This is a genomic window from Novosphingobium album (ex Hu et al. 2023), from assembly GCF_022832385.1.
Classification (GTDB): domain Bacteria; phylum Pseudomonadota; class Alphaproteobacteria; order Sphingomonadales; family Sphingomonadaceae; genus Novosphingobium; species Novosphingobium album.
Window position 1 is genome coordinate 35,027 of sequence record NZ_JALHLE010000029.1, and the last position, 18,581, is coordinate 53,607.

The 18,581-nt window shown below is 58.8% G+C and carries 13 protein-coding genes; 2 read left to right on the forward strand and 11 right to left on the reverse strand.

The genetic code is table 11. The annotated features are described in order from the left end of the window. Positions 1–46: 46 nt before the first annotated feature. Together MTR64_RS16745 and MTR64_RS16750 are read right to left on the reverse strand one after the other, a co-directional pair. Positions 47–1,141: an amidohydrolase family protein gene (locus tag MTR64_RS16745; protein ID WP_243995645.1), complete on the reverse strand. Its 1,095-nt coding sequence runs from the start codon at positions 1,139–1,141 to the stop codon at positions 47–49. 235 nt (positions 1,142–1,376) lie between these two features. Continuing rightward, positions 1,377–2,003, reverse strand: coding sequence for a TetR/AcrR family transcriptional regulator (locus tag MTR64_RS16750; protein WP_243995648.1), 627 nt, complete (start codon positions 2,001–2,003; stop codon positions 1,377–1,379). Between the two features lie 302 nt (positions 2,004–2,305). On the opposite strand from MTR64_RS16750, the gene MTR64_RS16755 reads away from it, so the two are divergent. Both MTR64_RS16755 and MTR64_RS16760 read left to right on the forward strand, forming a co-directional pair. Further along, positions 2,306–4,630: a TonB-dependent receptor gene (locus MTR64_RS16755; protein ID WP_243995650.1), complete on the forward strand. Its 2,325-nt coding sequence runs from the start codon at positions 2,306–2,308 to the stop codon at positions 4,628–4,630. Positions 4,631–4,952: 322 nt separating this feature from the next. Then, a complete protein-coding gene (locus tag MTR64_RS16760) occupies positions 4,953–7,448 on the forward strand; it encodes a TonB-dependent receptor (RefSeq protein ID WP_243995652.1) in 2,496 nt (831 codons plus the stop codon). Positions 7,449–7,910: 462 nt separating this feature from the next. On the opposite strand, the gene MTR64_RS16765 is transcribed toward MTR64_RS16760, so the two are convergent. The 9 genes from MTR64_RS16765 to MTR64_RS16805 form a co-directional block, all read right to left on the reverse strand. Continuing rightward, positions 7,911–10,127: a glycoside hydrolase family 3 C-terminal domain-containing protein gene (locus tag MTR64_RS16765; RefSeq protein ID WP_243995654.1), complete on the reverse strand. Its 2,217-nt coding sequence runs from the start codon at positions 10,125–10,127 to the stop codon at positions 7,911–7,913. 59 nt (positions 10,128–10,186) lie between these two features. Next, positions 10,187–11,683 carry a glycosyl hydrolase gene (locus tag MTR64_RS16770; RefSeq protein WP_243995656.1) on the reverse strand — a complete coding sequence of 499 codons (1,497 nt, stop codon included), beginning with the start codon at positions 11,681–11,683 and terminating at the stop codon, positions 10,187–10,189. 304 nt (positions 11,684–11,987) lie between these two features. Further along, the gene (locus MTR64_RS16775; RefSeq protein WP_243995658.1) at positions 11,988–12,755 is read right to left on the reverse strand and encodes an SDR family NAD(P)-dependent oxidoreductase; all 768 of its coding nucleotides are present in this window, start codon (positions 12,753–12,755) and stop codon (positions 11,988–11,990) included. A 61-nt stretch (positions 12,756–12,816) separates the two neighbouring features. After that, positions 12,817–13,281: a hypothetical protein gene (locus MTR64_RS16780; protein WP_243995660.1), complete on the reverse strand. Its 465-nt coding sequence runs from the start codon at positions 13,279–13,281 to the stop codon at positions 12,817–12,819. A 57-nt stretch (positions 13,282–13,338) separates the two neighbouring features. Then, positions 13,339–14,106, reverse strand: coding sequence for an SDR family NAD(P)-dependent oxidoreductase (locus MTR64_RS16785; protein ID WP_243995662.1), 768 nt, complete (start codon positions 14,104–14,106; stop codon positions 13,339–13,341). 44 nt (positions 14,107–14,150) lie between these two features. Next, positions 14,151–15,413, reverse strand: a complete 1,263-nt coding sequence (locus MTR64_RS16790; RefSeq protein ID WP_243995664.1) for a cytochrome P450 — start codon at positions 15,411–15,413, stop codon at positions 14,151–14,153. Between the two features lie 44 nt (positions 15,414–15,457). Next, on the reverse strand, positions 15,458–16,285 hold the full coding sequence (locus MTR64_RS16795; RefSeq protein WP_243995665.1) for a sterol desaturase family protein: 828 nt from the start codon (positions 16,283–16,285) through the stop codon (positions 15,458–15,460). Between the two features lie 229 nt (positions 16,286–16,514). After that, the gene (locus MTR64_RS16800) at positions 16,515–17,183 is read right to left on the reverse strand and encodes a TetR/AcrR family transcriptional regulator (RefSeq protein ID WP_243995666.1); all 669 of its coding nucleotides are present in this window, start codon (positions 17,181–17,183) and stop codon (positions 16,515–16,517) included. A gap of 196 nt (positions 17,184–17,379) precedes the next feature. Continuing rightward, complete coding sequence (locus tag MTR64_RS16805; protein ID WP_243995667.1) at positions 17,380–18,321, reverse strand: DUF3667 domain-containing protein; 942 nt, start codon at positions 18,319–18,321, stop codon at positions 17,380–17,382. Positions 18,322–18,581 lie beyond the last annotated feature (260 nt).

An 18,581-nucleotide genomic window follows, 5' to 3' on the forward strand; every position in this document is an offset into this window, starting at 1 on the left:
TCACTTTGATGATTTGGTGCAGGGCGTGGCGAAGCCGCGTCAGCAGTCAATCCAGCTTGAAGACGCGGATTGCGTTCTCGCCAAGGATGAGGCGCGCTTTCTCCTCGCCAACCGCATCCACCACGGCCTTCATGGATTCGCGGCCATAACCGTAAGAGCCCTCGCTGTGGGGATAGTCGGAAGCCCACATCGCGCGGTCGGCGCCGATAAGGTCGATCTGGCTGAGTCCAAGACGATCGTTCTGGAACGTCGCGTAACAATGGGTGTGCCAGTAATGGCTCGGGCGGTGCTCGATGGGGTCGAGAATATCCCGGTGGATATCGTATTGTGCCTCGGCGTCCTGAAGGGCCGGGGGAACCCAGGCGATACCCCCTTCCGCAAAGACTACCTGCAGGTTTGGATTGCGGTCGAATACGCCGCCGAATACCATCTGGCCAAATGGTCTGCGGAACGGAGCGAACAAAACCATATTGGCCGCGCCGACACCGCCACGCCGGTCGATGTCGATAGCTTCTCCGATATGAAAGCAGACCGGCAGTCCTGCTTCGTTCGCTGCGGACCAGAAACGGTCGAAGTGCTTGTCCGCGTAGGACAGATCCCTGCCGTTCCTGTCCTTGCCCGGGTTGCAGGGCACCATGAAAGTCTTGAAGCCGAGGTCCACGATCTGTTGCATCGAGCGATCTACCGCGTCCGGATCCCACCAGTTTCCAAAGATCCCGACTGGCACCGATCGTCCCGCGTTCACACTGAGCCGCTCCATCGTGTATTCGTTGTAAACCCGGTACATGTTCTCCTGAACTTCGAGATCCGGATAACGGATGAAGCCGATCAGTGTTTGCGGGAAGAGGATCTCGAACTCGATCCCTTCGGCATCCATTGCCTCGCGATGCGCTGCCACATCGTGCACGTTGGCAAGATTGCTTCGCGTCAGGGCGTTTGTCCCGCGCTCACCCAGTTTCAAGGCTTCAGCTTCTCCTTTGAAGCCGATGTGCCAGTACTGGTCGAACCAGACGCGCGGTGCCTTCTCTTTCAATCGGCCGGGAAAGCGTTCCCGAAAAATGTCGTCGCCAATTTCGAGGTGGCTGTCTGCCGAAACCACGCGAAGGCCGACAGGCAACTCGACGTTTGACGATTCGTTCAAGTCGCGTTCCGTGATCAAGGGACGCCGAAGGAGCGGATCTATCAGTTCAATTTCAGGCATCGTACTTCCCCTCGCGCTGCTCTTGCTGTGGCAGCGATGAGGTGTCTGCTAGCGCCTTTCACGCCGCTTGTCACGCAATTTAGGCGAATGCCTAAAAATTTGGTGTAATTCGCGACGAATGGCCGGGGGCAGAGTCTTCGATGGGCTTTCTGGGCTGGTGGTTGTCCGGCGGCGATCAGTCTGTTTGCGATTTTCCCTGCTCTGGCTCCAGATTCCCGAGGAGCTCTGCAACGAATTCGAGCACCTCCTGGTGGCCGTCCTTGGTGCCGAGGGCCCGGTCGGTTGCGAAGGCGCGTGCGAAACCTGCGATGGTCATCGCCATCACTTTGGGTGGGTACTGGGTTGTGCTGATTCCATATCGCTCGAACACTGTCTGCAGGGCTGCCGCCATTGTGATCCGGTCGCGCCCATTCGATTTTGAGATGACTTCGCGGACGGCAGGGCGATGGCAGGCCAATGCATTGAATTCGAGGTACAGCTTGCTGCTTGCGGCATCCACGTTCAGCATCCAGATATCGTGAAGCGGGGTGCTTGAGGCAATAGCGCTCGCAAATTGACCAAGATGAAAGTCTTCTCTTCGCTGAAAGGCGGCTATAAAAAGTTCGTCCATATTCTTGAAATAATAATGAAGAAGTTTTGAATTCAGTCCTGCTCTTGTTGCTACTTTTCTTGAGCTAACTCCTGCATAACCTTCGTCCAGCATTATTGCTTCAGTTGCAGCAAGTATTTGTGATCTGGTGTCGATTTTTCCTTTGCTTAGGTCGGTTGGTTGGGCGGTTATGGTTGGATTTCGTTCTGTCACGAGGGTTGTTCCCGGTCTTGTCGCGTTCAGGTGCTGGTCACTTATGCACATCTGGCCCGATCCTGGCTGCCGTGCGTTGCTAGCGGTGAATTCTCTATCCGTCACGATAAAGGGGGCGGCTACAGTCTAGGGGCAGTCGCTGTTCTGCATCGACCCCCATAGCGGGGGCGGCAGGAACTTAGGGCGCTGTCAGCAAGCTTCTCAAGTGCAAAAGTTAGGCGAGTGCCGAAAAAAATCTTGCTACAATCTGGCTTGCTGCTAACAATGCGGCGAAAACATATAAACATCAGGAGAGGATTGCTATGCGCATCGTGTGGTCTGGCGCGGTTTCGGTACTGGCGCTTGTTGCCGTTTGTCCATTTGCGGCTACGTCGGCTTTGGCTCAGGATGAGAGGGTGGCGACCGTCGATAGCGATGTCATTATCGTTACGGCACAGCGCAGACAGGAAGCGCAGGTCGATGTTCCGATTTCGATCACGAACATATCGAGTAGTGCGTTGGCGACCGCCAACGTCACGGGGCTTACCGACATTTCCAAAGTCTCTCCCGGCCTTCGCTTTGACAGTACGGGAGGCGGATTTGTTCAACCGAGCATCCGTGGGATCGGCACTGCCGTGACGACTTCGGGTGGCGGTGCAAATGTCGGCATCTACATCGACGGCTTCTATTCGCCCAACCCGCTTGCCGCGGATTTCGATCTTCTCAGCGTCGAGAGCATACAGGTTCTCAAGGGGCCCCAGGGAACACTATTCGGCCGCAATACGACCGGTGGCGCAATCCTGGTTCAAACAAGGGACCCCAGCACAGCGGGCAACTCGCTGGAGGGCAAGATCCGTTACGGGCGTTTCAATGAACTGAAGGCGCAGAGCTTCGGCAATGTCGCGATATCCGACCGGGTCGCCATGTCGGTCGAAGGACTTTACCGTCGTGGCGACGGCTGGGTTACCGACATCAGCAGTGGCAACAAAAAGGCAGGCAAGTTCGAGAACTGGTCGGTCAGGCTTGGCATGAAGGCTGAATTGACGGACGACGTCAGCCTGCTGCTGCGCTGGAAGCATTCGGAAAATGATGATCCGAAAGCCAACCTCACGGCGCGCAGTTTTGTGGATAGCGAGTTCGGGCTGGGTGCGCCGTTTGGCGGAATACCGGGCACTTACACCACGAAGCCCAATGAGATTGCGACAGGTTCGGTTCCGGAGTTTTTCAAATCCAACTCCGATGTTCTCCAGGCAACCCTTGAGGCGGATCTCGGTTTTGCGAATTTCACATCGTATTCGCAATATCGCAACGAAAACGTCGACCAGTCGTTCGATCTTGACTATTCGGCTGTTGAAATCTTTCAGTTTGGCCTTCCCGTCAAAGATGAGACTTGGAGTCAGGAATTCCTGCTCAATTCAAAGCCCGGAAGTCCGTTGCAATGGACAGCTGGCGCATTCTATTTCGAGAATACGGACACGTATATTACCTTCATCGACAGTTTCGGGTACGGGCCGAACCAGAGAATTCGCCTGGGGGGGTCGGCGACGACAGTTCGCAGCTATGCTGCGTTCTTCGATGGGACGTACGAGGTCGTACCCAAGCTCTTCGTCACGGCTGGTCTGCGCTATGCCTATGACAAGATCGATGATGCGTACTTCAACACGCGCTTTCTCGCGCCCACGCTCGATCTGGGCAACGGTACGACGATTGCCGCAAAAGACGGGCGCGTCTACCTGCGCGATTACGATCCAGGCGCAGTCAAGTTCGCGAGAGGCGATCGCCTGACTCCGCGCTTCGTCGTGCGATACAAGCCCAACGATGAAATGAGCGTCTATGCCTCGTACACACAAGGTTACAAGGCGGCGATCCTGGATGTCGGCGGGACATGCCAGACTCCGCCGTACCAGTGCAGCCGGGTGAAGCCCGAGAAGATTTCCGCCTACGAGGTTGGCTTCAAGTATGCCACGCATGGCCTGTCGTTCGAAACTGCCGCGTTCTACTATGACTACAAGGACCTGCAGGTCTCCATCTATCGTGCAGGAACGGCTGAGCTGGTAAACGCCGCAAAGTCGGAAATCTACGGCCTTGAGGGGCAGCTCAATTATCAGGTTACGCCAGCATTCAAGTTGATGGCGGGCGCTTCCTACGTGCACGCCCGCTACAAGACGTTCGGGCAAGTGCTGGCAAATGGGGAGGTTCAGGGCGCTCCGATCTATAAGTTTTGTCCGGCTCCGGCAGGTGCGAAGTATGCTGACGCGTGCGGCCCTGGCAGGACATTCTACGTGAACACCGATACGATCCTCAAGAATGTGCCGATGCAACGCACACCTGAATTCACCGGTTTTCTCGGAGCCAACTATGCCACCGACCTTGCCGGTGGGACATTCACCTTGTCGGGCAACCTATACTATACCTCGTCCTACTACTTCGGTCCGTCGGGGACACAGTTCAAGCAAAAGGGTTTTGAAACGCTTTCGTTGCGGGCCGAATGGACTGATCCCAGCGAGACGTATTCCGTGGCACTGTGGGGCGACAATGTTACCGACAGTCGGTACCGTACGCAGATCACCTATGGCGATTTCGGCATCGGCTCTGCCTACAATGACCCGGTCACATATGGCATCGAGCTTGGTTTCAAGTTCAAGTGACCAAGGAAGCGCCCCGGCTGATCACCATCGCCGGGGTGCTTCTCTCTTGTCCCTAGGACGCTAGTCCGTCGCGAGCGCATTGACCCGACCCCGGGGCGAGGGCTCCCAATTCCGGACTGCTGGGCGCTCGGCGGGGCAGATGGTGCCGGGAAAGCGCATGGAATATCAGATCGCTCCGGGCGGTGTCAGTCTGTGTGTCGGTGGGCGTTATCGGTCGCTGTTCCGGATAATAACCAAACAAGTTATACATTGAAAACAAATACATATGATCATTATGTGCCCATCATTCCGACCATGTGGTCGAAAAATGTTGCACTGAAGTTTGAGCATCATTACCCAGACTAGAGATCTGCATTCGAGTCAGGTCCCAAATCATGGGGAGGAAGCAATGAGAAGGTTGCAGCAAGCAGTATTGTGTTCGGCAAGCGTGTGGGCGCTGGCGGCACCTGCTCACGCAGAGGCGGTGGCCGGAAGTTCCGGTGCGGCCGAAATGGAAACGGCCAGTGAGACCACTACCATCGTCGTAACCGCGCGGAGGCGGGAAGAGGACGTGCAGGACGTTCCCGTCGTGGTCAATTCGGTCACGTCGGACGAGATCGCAAAACTTAATCTTCAGAATTTCACCGAGGTGCAGACGCTCGTTCCGGGGCTCCAGCTGCAAGTCAACGACAACGGTATCGGCAGTAATGCGCAAATCCGGGGTGTCGCTTTCGACATCAATGCCAGTACCCAGCCGACGGTGGAATTCTACCTGAATGATGCTGTGGCCAACAGTACGCTCGTCCTGCAGCAGATGTACGACGTCGCCCAGGTCGATGTGCTGAGGGGCCCCCAGGGGACCTTGCGGGGGCGCGCGTCGCCGTCTGGTTCGATCACCGTAACCACCAGGAAGCCGGATCTCTATGAAGTAGGCGGCAATCTTTCGACGAGTGCCAGTGATATCGGCTCGCTGAACTTCAATGGTGCCGTCGGTGTGCCCATCATCGAAGGCGTGCTGGGCATCCGAGCCGCTGGCACCTGGAGCGAGACCGAGGGTAATCGCGTCAGGACGATCAACACCGGGCTGGATGGCCGCGATCCGTTCACCCGTTCAAAGGGCGGACGTTTGACTGCGCTTTTCGAGCCGGCCGATTGGCTGCGGTTTGAAGGTATGTACCAGCGCACCGATACGCAGTCCCGCTCGTACAGCCAGTATGCTTCGTTCAGTCTGTTCGATTCGACCGCGGCCGAAAGTTCGCTGGTCATCAAGCCGAAGGACCGCCTGTCGATCCAGGAAACCCCGCGAACCTACCACCAGAAGTTCGATCTGTTCAACTGGCGCGCGGAAGCCCGCTTTGCGGACCAGGTGCTGATTTATCAGGGGGCTCATACCAAGGGTGACATTGTAGCCCAGACCAACTCCGATCTGGCCAATGCGTTCGAAGGCTTCGACTATTTCCAGACGACTCATTCCCGGACGAACGAAACCACGCACGAAGTCCGGCTGCAGAACGATAGCCGTCTGTTTGATATGTTCGACTACGTGATCGGCTATTTCAACTGGACACGGCATGCTCCGACGGAACTGACGCTAGAGACGCCTGTCGTTCTGCCGTTGCCGCCGGCATACGGCGGCGGTGTGGTGTTCGTTCAGCCGACGGATGTCCTCACGTCTGGTGATGTCAAAGAAAATTCTGTTTTCGGTAACGTGATTGCGCATATCGGCGACAAGGTTCAACTGTCCGGCGGTCTGCGCTACATCAATTTCAAGAGCCCCGCGGGTACGCTGACTATTGGCTCGACAGTCTTGCCGGGAGCTGCGAAAGTCGATGATAACAAGTGGATTTACACCGCTTCCGCGCAATACTTCATCACGCCTGAGGTGATGGTTTATGCAAGCACCGGTTCTTCCTACCGGCCGGGGCCGACCATCGTTGGCAATTTCAGCCCGATTCAGTCTGACCTCCAGAGGTCCTTTACCTATCTCGATTCCGAAAGCTCGAAGTCTTACGAACTGGGCCTGAAGAGCACATTCCTCGACAATCGCCTGCGTGTGAACATCACTGGCTATCACCAGACGTTCACGAACTACCCGTACAAGCTCACTGCGGGCGTTTACACGCAGACGTTCACGTACGTCGCCAGCACGGGTTCGTTTGCAGCAGGCGTGGGGCAGTCGGCGCAGTTTGCCGCTAATGTGCCCGTCGAGGTCAACGGCGTCGAAGCGGAAATCGGGTTCAAGGTTACGCCGCACTTCGATCTCGGCATGACGGCGTCTTACACAAAGGGCAAGATCAAGAACGGCCTCGTTCCTTGCGATGACCTCAACGGGGATGGCGTGCCTGATAACCTGACGTCGGCACCGACCCTTGCGGAGGTTCAAGCGGCCTACGGAAGTAACTACATGGGGGCCTGCCGGGTCAGCCAGCGCTCGTCCGCGCAGGCACCATTCAGCACAACCGTGCAGGCATCATACAATGTTCCGATTTCCGACAAGGTCGACTTTTTCACGCGCGGACTGCTGACCTTCCAGGGCAAATCGCAGGGGGATCCCACTCTGTCGTTCGATTCGATCGGCAGCTATGGTCTGCTCAACATGTTTGCTGGTATCCGTGATCCGCGCGGCGCATGGGAACTGAACCTGTTTGCGAAGAACCTACTGGATACGAGCAAGGCGACCCTGATCAACGCGCCTGCCGTTTCGGGATATCAGGAACTGCAGCCGCCGACGTACAGGACCACCAGCGGTGCGAGCACGACCAGCACATACGCCATCATCAACTCGACCCCGCCGCGCGAATTCGGCGTCAACTTCCGGTACGCGTTCGGGTCCAGGTAAACGATCAAGCTTTCTCCCTCCCGGAGAGCACTGCGGGCGAGTGAGCAATCACTCGCCCGTTTTTATAGGTCGCATGAGGCTTAGCTAATGGGAGGCAGCCAAGCCGGATCGTGCCAGAAGTCTGCCTTACCGCGTGTGGGTTTTTCTTGGCCGTGGGATCGCTCGCTAGGTAGCTGGCCTCTGCACGCGGTGGGCGGTCGAATATGATTGAATGGCGCAAATGTGCAATAGGCACCACTGCCGACTAGCAGAATTGAAGGCTCTAACATCCAGTGCGTTCATACACCGGCCCAAGCCGAAATACGGGCATAACAGGAATATCAGTCCGTCATGGCCCAAGGCATGAGCGAGACCGGCCGGTAATTGAGTCCCGCATGTGGGGATTGGCCCATGCGCGAGTCAGGCTGGCTTGCCGGACCCCGGAGGAGTTTCAGCCGGCAAGCCTTGTAACTGCCTGAATGCTTACTGCTTGCCGCCGACTTCTTTCCAGCTGCGCTCAGCATATTTTACCGAAACCTCACGATCCAGATGCTGCGCGTCGTCACCGAGTGCAAACCTGTATTCGCCTTTCGGCATCCACCAGCCGCCATTGTGCCAATCGGCCAGCAGGCGCGGTTCGATCGTGATGGTCGCGGATTGCTTGGCTCCTGGCGCAAGTTCCACGCGCTGATAGCCCACCAGCCGCCGCTCGGCCTTGCCGGCGCGGGACACCAGATAGAGCTGGGCCACACTGGCACCGCCGCGGCTACCCGTGTTGCTGACGGTAAAGCGTGCCGTCATGCCTGAGAGCTTGGGCGCGGACATGGCGAAATTCGTGTAGCTGAGCCCATGCCCGAACGCGAAGAGGGGCTTGCGATCCTGCTTGGCGAACCAGCGGTACCCGACGTCCGGCCCTTCCGGGTAGGTGACGTTGAGAGGCTCCTGTTCCGTCGGCATGTCGTAAAGGTCCGAGCCGGGTTTCAGCGTTATGCGGTCGCTGCCGGGCAGGACGGGGTTGGGAAGCTGATCGACCGACGAGGGGAAAGTGACCGGCAAGCGCCCGGACGGATTGACCGCGCCGGAAAGGACCCGGGCAATGGCATGGCCGCCACGCTGGCCCGCGTACCAGGCCTCGATAACCGCCGGGACCTTGTCAATCCAGGGCATGAGGACCGGGCCGCCGGTTTCCAGTACGACGACCGTTTTCGGGTTCGCCGCGGCAACGGCTTCGATCAAACCGTTCTGATTGTCCGGCAGCATCAGGTCCAGCGAGTCGTGCCCTTCAGCCATGAACTGCTCGGCAAAGACGATGGCGATATCGGCGCCCTTGGCGGCTTCCGCGGCTCGTGCGGGATCGGTGCCGTCGTCGTACACGACATCGGCATCGGGGAACTGTTCCCGCAAGGCCTGGAGTGGGGAAGAAGGCATGTACAGCCTGCGGTGATAAATGGCGTCACCGGGGATCGCTAGCGACAGCGACGCGCCGCCCGCCGGCCAGACCTGCGACGATCCGCCGCCTGAGGGAACGCCGACGTCGGCGTGTGCACCGATCACCACGATCTTTCGCGCGCTGGCCGCGACCGGGAGGAGATTGCCTTCGTTCTTGAGCAGGACAATGCCCTGTTCCGCGATGGCCTGGGCGACTTTTCCGTTGGCCTCGAAATCGATGGGATTGCCCACACTGACCGGATGGTCCGCCAGGCCCAGCTTGTACATGGTGCGCACAATCCGTGTGACGGAGCGATCGATATCCGAGGGCTTGATCGATCCATCGGCGAGTGTGTCATGCAGCGGCTTGCCGAAATAGCTTTCGCCCAGCGAACGCACGCCGGATTCCTGGTCGAGGCCCTTGTCGACAGAAACGCTATGCACGCCGCCCCAGTCCGACATGACCCAGCCCTTGAAGCCCCAGTCATGGCGCAGGACCGTGTTCAGGAGGAAGTCGTTCTCGCAGGAATGAACGCCGTTGACCTTGTTGTACGAACACATGACCGATCCGGGCTGCCCGATTTCGTTGGCAATCTCGAAAGCCAGAAGATCGCTCTCGCGCATGGCTGCTTCGTCTATGTTGACGTTGAGGAAGGACCGACCCGTCTCCTGCGCGTTGAGGACATAGTGCTTCATGGTCGAGACAATGTTGTTCGACTGGATGCCCCGGATCGATGAGCCGGCCAGAGTCCCGCTGAGCAGGGGATCTTCACTGAAGTATTCAAAGTTGCGTCCGTTGCGCGGTTCGCGCACCAGATTGACGCCGCCGGCCAGCAGCACATTGAAACCCTTGGCGCGGGTCTCGCCGCCCATCATCCGGCCGCCCTGTTCGATCAGCCCGGGATCCCACGTCGATCCCATGGCCATGGCTGAGGGCAGGGCGGTCGCGCCGTCTTTCGGGCGGATGAAGCCTCCCATGTTGGCCACGCCAAGACTGGCATCGCTTTCCGTCAGTAGCGGCACCCCCAGGCGCGGCACGCCGGGCGTATAGCCAACGCCGATGGCGATATCCTTGGGCTGCTTGTCGAAAGGAATGCGCGCAAGCAGTTCGGTCTGCATCAGGGAGAGTTTTTCCTCTTCCGTCATCTGTGCCACGGCCTTTTCCGCACGCGCATCGGCGTCCGTTTCCGAGGAGTGCGCAAAGCAAGGGAGAGGGCACAGGGCCGTCGCGAAAAGCAGCGATGCAGCCAACCGGGGGGAAGGATTCTTCATGACATTGTCTCCCACCCTGTCATTCGGGACAGGGATGTTATTGCCTGTATCGGGATCGATTAGCCTTCAGGTTCCAGGACGATGAGTTCGACGGCGTTGGGCCCCAGGCGTGTTTTCAAGGTGTAGTCGGACTTCACCGATACCCTGGCCTCGCCAACCTGTTGCAGGTTGGCCTTCTGCGGATCGGCCCAGTAGTTGCTGGTCTGGCCGTCGATCAGGAACGTGCGCTGCCGCAACTTGCGATTGCGCAGGCCTTCGGGAAGATCGTCCATGTTGACCGTCGCCGTTATCGTCTGCTCGCCGGTGTGCTGGTAGTTCCAGACCATGACAGCGGCGCCGGTCTTGTCATGCGTTGCGAAGGCGTAGATGCCCTTGCCGTTTTCGCGGCCGCTTGAAACCACCGGGACACGTTCGCCCTTCAGCTTCGCCATCATCAGCATCATGTTGCCGTAAGGCGAGAATGTCCGGACCGGCACTGGATTGTCCTTGCCCGCGCGAGTGATCAACTGATCCTTGCGCTCTTCGGTCTGATGACGCAGCACCCAGTTGAACGGAACGTTGTCCTTGTCTTCGAGAAACCAGTAGGCAAGCGACGCCATGCCTGCTGCCTGCCGGAGATAATCGGGCCGGGCGTCGGCCATGTTGTCGAAGGAGGGGCCGGGGTAGAGCCCCATTTCGGTGATGTAGGTGGGCAGATGTTCGTCAAGTCCGCGCTTGCGCAGTTCCGCTTCGATAAGGGGGCGGTACGCGGCGACCTGCTCCGGATTTTCCTTGAAGAAAACAGGGGGCTTCGTCATCTCCGTTGTCCCCGGCTTGAGGTAGAACAGGCCGTATGCGTGGTAAGACAGGAAATCGAGTTTCTTGTCGGGCGACGGGTCGGCCGCGTAACCGTCGAGGAAGGCGTTGAGCCATTCCGGGCTGAACATGAAGAGGGCAGGACCGCCGAGCTTGATCCGCAGTTCGGGCTTGAGATCACGGTTGACCGCATCGACGGCTTCGTAAAACGGCACGTAATACCGGTAGAGGTCCTCGGGCTTCAGTTCCGCGGACAGCGAATGGTCCGGTTCGTTGAAGGCCTCGATGTATTCCAGCTTCGGGAACCGCAACTTGAGGTCGCGTATTAGGCGCGTAAGGATCGGGGCCATCTGCGCGGGTGTCTTGCCCTCCATGATCAGCCTTGAAGGCATGACGTTCAGCAGGATGGTGTCGGATATCGCGCCGGCATCGGCAAGGTAGGCGGCCATCTGGTCGATGTCGTAGGTTTCGCTGGCCGGATCGTAGAGCTTTTCCGCGAGCCAGACCCTGTAGATCGATCCGTGGAGCCCCTGCTGGTTGTAGAACTTCACGTCCTCGACACGCTGTTTGGTGTAGAGGTCGAAGTCAGTCAGGTTGTTGTAGCGTTCCGGCTGCGGCATGGGGCCGAGCGATTTGCCAAACTCCACTGTTACTGCAGCGTTTGCCACCGTCTTTTGAGGAGGCGCTGCATGTGCCGTTACGGTCAGAAGGGCGGCTGCTCCCACCGGCACGATGCGGTTGACCGCACGAAAATTGATCATGGCGTCCTCTCTTCCCGGCCTTAAGCAAAGGCCTGTTGCCGTTGTTGGTCCGATGCCACTGCACCTTGACTAGGGAATGTCTTTGAGCGGCTTCCAGGTCTGGAAGGCTAAGCAACGGCCGTTTCAGCGTCAACGAGTTTACCGACCGCTCGGTCGAATATGGGCCGTGGTGCGTTTCGATACAGGCTTGCTAGCCCTGCTCTCGAATAACCTTGCGGGTAACCGAGGGCGCAATGGGCAGTTTTCCTGCCCATTGCATGGTCGCCTCTCGAACGGATTGGGCTCTTTGCCGCTCAAAGGCGGGTCAGAGCGACATGCCTCCGCTCACCTCGATCACCTGACCGGTAATGTAGCCCATTTCAGGAGACACCAGAGAAAGGACGGCACCGGAGAAGTCTGAAGGCACGCCCAGCCGCCGCAAGCAGGTATTCTGTTCGAGATATGCCTTCGTCTGTTCGTCCGCGCGCAGGTCTGCATTGGCGTCGGAGGCGATCATTCCGGGCATGAGGCAATTGACCGTGATACCGCGCGGGCCGAGTTCCTTTGCGACCACGACGGTCAACGTCTCAATGGCGGACTTGGCGCAGGCATAGATGACGTATTGGGGCAAGGCGCTCTTGGCACCGAGTGAACTTACAAAGACCACTCTGCCACCATCACGCATTCGCGGCTTGAGAAGCTTGGTAGCGTAGAACGCGCCGGTGAAATTGTCGCCCATCACCTTTTCGAACACTTCCGGGGAGGTGTCGTCGATGGTGTGAACGGGGCCGCCACCGGCGTTGTTGATCAGGATGTCCAGATCGCCGCTGCCGGTACGCTCCTTCAGACCGGCATCGAGCGCGTCCACCATTTCGACGGCGGCTTCATAGCTGCCTTGCGGGCTCTTGATCAGGAAGGCCTGACCGCCCTCGGCTTCAATCGCCTTGAGCACGTCCTGTGCTGCGGCATCGTTGCTGGCATAGTTGATCGCGACGATCGCGCCGAGCTTTGCGAGGGCCTCCGCTGTTGCACGGCCCAGTCCGCGAGAAGCGCCGGTTACGAGTGCAGTCTTGCCTGCGAGGGGCTTGGTCATGACTTCTCCCATTTTCTTGAGTTCACGGCGCCGGTGATGCCGTGCGCCGTGAAGATAGTGTTCAGACCGGGTACTCTTCGCCCTTGCTGACCTGCCCGGGCTCGGACTGCAGATAGACATCGAGATGGCGGATCTTGCCCGCGTCATCAAATTCATAGACTGTCACGGAATTGACTGCGTTCTGAGCTTCGCCCTCGCCGACGCGCTCCTCGAGTTCCAGCACGACGACGTTATCGTATTCCATCACGCGCTTGAACGAACCTTCCCAGTGAATGGTGGGGCTCCAGGCCTGCAGGAAGGCGACCATGTCCGCGAAGGTCATGACTTCCTTGAAGTTGCCGATGCGTTCGAAATCGTCGGTAACGAACTGCTTGAGTCCCAGCCATTCGTCGGGAGAGTAGTCCTCGGCGTGCTTGGAGCGGTCCATGAGGTTCTTCTGGAACAGACCGTAATCGATGGCCGTGCGGCGATTGCCATCGTAGCGCTGCGCAGCGGTGGCGATATCTTCGAAAGTCTTGGCGAGCATTGGCGTCTCCTCTCTAACGCGAGTGCTGTGAATGTAATGGACGGTGTCGAACGGACGTCAGGGACGCATCGTGGTACCGCCATCGATGGCGATAACCTGGCCCGTGATGTATGAACCGTCGTCGGAAAGCAGCAATGCGCCCATGGCCGCAAGATCGTCGGGGCGCCCCACGCGGGCCTTGATGGCGGCCGCCGCGCGCGCGAATTCGGTCATTTCCGGCGGGACCAGATGTTCGATCCGGGAATGGAGTGTGAGGGCCGGGGCAATCGTGTTGGCTCTTATTCCCGCTGCACCGTAACGCCGTGCGACATGACGCATCAGCGCATGACCGGCCGATTTGCTCATGGCATAGGCGACTTGTGCCGGGCTGCCGGCATCACCAGCGGCCGAACTGGTATAGACGATCGATCCGCCACCGCGCTCTATCATCACGGGCAGAACGGCGCGGGTGCACAGGTAGAAGCCGCGCGCATTGACCCGCTGTGTTTCGTCGTAGATCTCGAGTGGCAGTTCAAGAATGCCCACTTCGGGATTGCCGTCGGCCATGAATGCGAAGTTGGCATGAAGGCCATCCAGCGCGCCGAACGTGTCGAGGCACAGCGACACGGCCGCATTGATCGATGCTTCGTCCGCTCCGTCGAGCGTCGTCGCAATCGCCTTGCCGCCGCTTTGCGTAATCGCATCGATGGCTTCCTGGGCGATGGAGACGTCAATGTCGCCCAGCACGACATTGGCGCCTTCGGCTGCGTAACGCTTGGCCAGACCGTTGCCGATGCCACCGGCACCGGCAATCAGCACAGTTTTACCTTCGAGAATGTTTTTCATCGTTCAGACTCCTCTCGAACCCACTGCCTTGTCATGCCGGCCCATCATGCCTTTTCAAAGGTGATGTTCAGGCTGCGCAGGGCGCGCTGCGTATAGTTGGGTTCGTAGTCATAATGGCGCGCCTCCGCGGGCCCGTGGATGCTCTCGTTGATCCGGATGTTGTTGACCCGGGCGAGCAGCTTCTCAATCGTAAGGCGCGCTTCGGCACGCGCAAGGGGGGCGCCGAGACAACCGTGAGCGCCATATCCGAACGACAGGTGGTCGCGGACGTTGCTGCGGTCAAGCTGGAACTCGTTGGGGTTTTCGAACTTGCGCGGATCGCGGTTCATTGCCGTCGGTGAGACCATGATCGCGGTTCCCGGTGCGACGTCCATGTCGCCGACTTTCGCCGGACAGGTCGCCAAGCGGAAGAACGACTTCGTCGGCCCGTCCATCCGCAGGACTTCCTCGACGAAGGCGGGAATGAGGCTGGTGTCCGCCTTGATCTTTTCCTGAAGCTCCGGATTTTCGCCGAGCGTCTTCAGCGTGGCGGCAATAAGCCGCACCGTCGTATCCTGTCCGGCCCCGAACAGCACGGCGGCCAGAGCGACGATTTCACCGATGTCGGGCAGGCTGCCATCAGCATTCTTGGCCTGGGCCAGAATGGTCATCACGTCGTCGCGCGGGGCCTCCCGGCGCTCCGAGATGTAGCCGTAGAAATGCATGGCCAGCGTTTCCAGCGGATTGGTCTTTTCCGCTTCGACCTTGCCGATATGGCCCGGCAGATTTCCGCAGCCTTCCAGCGCGGCCGCGCAGGCTTCCTCGGGCATGCCGAGAAGATCCGCGATGGCCAGTGTGGCGTAGGGGTGCGCATATTCGGAAATGACGTCGATCCCGCCCTTGTCGATGAAGCCGTCGATCATGCGGTCGGCGAGGTTCGTCAGGTATTCCTCGTTTTCGCGGAAACGCTTCGGCGTCAGGAGGCCGGTCAGCAGGCGGCGGGCTTTCTTGTGCTCATCGCCGTCCTGGGCCACGAGCATCGCGCCGTAAGGCATGGTCGAGCGGTGCGCTTCGATCTGCGCGGTAATGTCATCGCCTTCCGGCGCGAATGGCAGCGGCGGGATGGGGCCGGTCGCGGTGTTGACGGAAGAGAACGTCTTCGCGTCGCTCAGGACAGCGGTGCCTTCCGCCCACCCGGTCACAGCAATGACGCCGTGCGTCGGCAGCGGCGTAACCGGACCGATCGAACGCAGATAGTTGAAATATTCGTGCGGGCTGGCGATGAGATCCAGGTCCGTGAAGTAGTCGATTTCCGCAAAGTTTTTCATGTCTCTCTCCGTGAATATCCGATCTTGTGAGGGCAGGCTGCTGCTCAGGCCTTGGCTTGGCGCCGGCCGCGGATGATCGCCGCAGGCTCAAGCGGCCGCGTCGCGATCTTCTCGAAATCTGGCTCGTAATTCTTGCGCATGGTGCCGCAAAGGCGATCCCAGATCGTCGTGTATCCGCCGAAATTGCCGATGAAGTGGCGGTGATGCTGGTCGTGGAAGGTGGCCGAGATGAACCACTTCGTCAGCCAGAACTTGTTCCACCAGCGCGGCAGGAACTCGAAACCGGAATGGACGTAGAAGCCCATGATGATGCTCGTCGGCGCGATCAGGGCGACGGTCGCGGTGTGGATCGGCGAAAAGCCGTCCACGTGCCGGGACAGGAGCGTGGCCGCCATCATGAATACCGGCACCATCGACCCGTTGATGAACGCTTCGATGGGATTGATCGACGTCGAAGTCAGCGGATTGGTGGACGTCGAAATGTGATGCGTCTTGTGCACCCATTTGTAGACCGGCTCGATGTGCATCAGGCGATGCCCCCAGTAGAACCAGGTATCGAAAAGGAAGAAGTACAGCGCGAATTCGAGCGCGATCACCCAGGCTGAAGCCGGCTCCGAATTGTAGACGATGTAGCCGTTGTGCACGAGATAGGTCTTCATCGCGCCGAGCGTGAAGGCGGACACGACGACGTTGATCACGGTCCACATCATCTCGTGACGGATGAAGCGCCACTTGAAGCCGCGCGGCTGAATCTTGCGGGCCCGGAAGTATCCGCTCAGCAATCCGACTGTCAGACCAGCAACGACGAAGCCAACGATCCACCAGTCGAGCGGATCCAGTCCGGAGACGAAGTTGCGCAACCCTTCTAGCACCGTGAAGTCTCCCATCTTCAAGCGGCCGGCATCATTCCGGCTTCAGTGGCTTTCGTCAGCGCATCTGAAATCACCGTTTCCGACCATGTGGTCGGAAACGGGTCCTACGCGTCCGTGCCTGGGTGGTCAAGGGCTTTCGACCAGGTGGTCGCTAGGGGTATTGAGCCGACTGTCGTGCAGGCGGATCTGGAAGACAAGTGTCTAGTGGTATTGCGCGCTCTGCGCAGGCTTATCCGGCATCGCGGCCAAGAGGTTCACCGGTCTCCATGGCATCGATGATCGGTTCGACGCCGCCAATGGTTGCGCCCATCGCTTCGAAGGCGGCAAAGCTGGCATCGGACAGCCGCCGGGCTTCCTCGTGCCCAAGGTGAATGCCCAAACTTGCCTCCTGGACAAGGAGCCGGGCCAAGGCGTTGGTCAGGATCGTTACCATTTGCGGAGACATGCGCGGTTCGATGCCGCGCTGCCGCAAGTGGCGTTCGACCGCTTCCGTTTCCATGCTGCGGACGGTTTCGGCATTCTTGGCGATTTCGGAGCGGATCACCTCGTTGTGATTGGCAAGGGCCATGAATTCCAGCGTAAAGCGGGTCGACTCCGGGTCCCGGTGCAAGTGCCATAGACTGCTCAGCGGGGTCTCGGAATTCAAGGCGGCCTTCAAGCGTTCGTTCTGGGCATCGGCAAAACGGCGGAACAGCGCGGCAAGCAACTCGTCCTGGCTGCCAAAATAGTAGAATATGACCTGGTGCTTGAGGCCGACTTTGCTCGCAATCCTGCGGGCTGTCGCCGCAGCGTAGCCCTCTTCCCGAATGAGTGTCTCGGTCGCATCCAGCAAGGCCTCCTTGATGTCCGGCCGCTCCGCATGGCGCTTCCTGCGCGGCTTCTTCACATCCGAAGTCATGAAATTCCAATCTCAGAGATTATCGAGCAATCTGTCAGGTCGACCGCATCATTGCGTTGGTGTTGCGTCCGAAGCAAGTCTCTAGCGTGTCCGCGGACAGGCTAGGCGGGCAGGGCGTTCGCGTTTTTGCCAGGCGGAATGGAGGGGCCGGTTTTCTGCGCTTCCGGCGGAAATCGCCCCTTCCGGCACTACAATATCACCCGGCGATACCGATCAGCAGGACGAATTGCAGGAACAGCGCAATGATCAATGCTATGAACAGGAGCAATGCCACCAGGCGCCAGAGGGTGCCGACCACAGTGAGGCCGTAGGTCCCGCGCAAGTGCCTGTAAAGGTGGAGGGGGGGGGAGATCGTCGCAATGGATCCCACGATGACGGGTGGAAGTCCGATACGATAAAGGGCTGCGAGTACGCTCATCATCACAGTGATGAAGCTGATGGAATAAGTAATGAAGACGGTGTGGTCGTAGCTGTTGAAACGGCGATTCCCGGCAAACAGGAGCCAGACAAAGGGGATGGAAATCAGGATCAGGCACCAGGAAAATTTATAGCTGGTGGATTGCAGCTTGTAGAGCATCAGGCCCGGATTCTTGTGCCATTTGGCAAGACCCTTGTCGATCCAGGGCCATCCCGTCTTGCGCACCTTCAAGGATGTTCCGTCGCGGGCTTCGCCGATCACGAACGTCTCTTTCCCGGAGCTGCCGTGAATAGCGGCAGCATCCGTGCTCCTGGTCGGCGCGCCCATGTCGGCGGGGCTGTGGACTCCGGATATCTGGAACACAGCGAACATCAGGAAAATGGAAAAAAGGAACAGTGCTATCGGCGAGATAAATTTCGTGCGTTCGCCATCAATGTAGCGCCGTGTCAGTTCGCCCGGGCGCCAGGCGAGAAGCTTCAGGGTGTGCCAGCTCTTTGCGTCGAAATGCAGCACGCCATGCAGCAGGTCATGCCAGAATGCGCCGATGGTGCGATGCAAGTGGGCTTTCTGGCCGCACTCCTGGCAATGCTTTCCAGTCAACGTGGTGCCACAATCGAGGCAGGCGCGTTCATGCGTGTGTCCGGGGTCAACGGCGTTGGGCGCGGGAATGTTCGGGGGCGGGATTTCAGCGTCCCCGTTTGTATTGTTGACCCCGTTCATTTCGTACTCACGTGCCGCAGCCATTTTGACAATGTCACATCATTAAACAGGGGGGGGCGTGTTCGGACCCTGAACATTTGTTGCGGCATGATGCTTGTCATACTCGATCAGCCACTCAAGCATTGCTGCGATGAAGATATGTGCGCGAGAAGCATGAGCGTCAACGGCGCGCTCTCTCACTCAGCCGATTTCGTACCGTTCACGCAATCTCCCGGAAGAACGATGCAAGCGTACGCCCCCTGCAATGCCGAAGCGATCTT

What these genes read in the sequence shown, in the direction of transcription:
- MTR64_RS16755 (WP_243995650.1), top strand. Translation starts at nt 2,306, where the DNA reads ATGCGCATCGTGTGGTCTGGCGCGGTTTCGGTACTGGCGCTTGTTGCC.
- MTR64_RS16765 (WP_243995654.1), bottom strand. Translation starts at nt 10,127, where the DNA reads ATGAAGAATCCTTCCCCCCGGTTGGCTGCATCGCTGCTTTTCGCGACG.
- MTR64_RS16770 (WP_243995656.1), bottom strand. Translation starts at nt 11,683, where the DNA reads ATGATCAATTTTCGTGCGGTCAACCGCATCGTGCCGGTGGGAGCAGCC.
- MTR64_RS16775 (WP_243995658.1), bottom strand. Translation starts at nt 12,755, where the DNA reads ATGACCAAGCCCCTCGCAGGCAAGACTGCACTCGTAACCGGCGCTTCT.
- MTR64_RS16780 (WP_243995660.1), bottom strand. Translation starts at nt 13,281, where the DNA reads ATGCTCGCCAAGACTTTCGAAGATATCGCCACCGCTGCGCAGCGCTAC.
- MTR64_RS16785 (WP_243995662.1), bottom strand. Translation starts at nt 14,106, where the DNA reads ATGAAAAACATTCTCGAAGGTAAAACTGTGCTGATTGCCGGTGCCGGT.
- MTR64_RS16790 (WP_243995664.1), bottom strand. Translation starts at nt 15,413, where the DNA reads ATGAAAAACTTTGCGGAAATCGACTACTTCACGGACCTGGATCTCATC.
- MTR64_RS16800 (WP_243995666.1), bottom strand. Translation starts at nt 17,183, where the DNA reads ATGACTTCGGATGTGAAGAAGCCGCGCAGGAAGCGCCATGCGGAGCGG.
- MTR64_RS16805 (WP_243995667.1), bottom strand. Translation starts at nt 18,321, where the DNA reads ATGAACGGGGTCAACAATACAAACGGGGACGCTGAAATCCCGCCCCCG.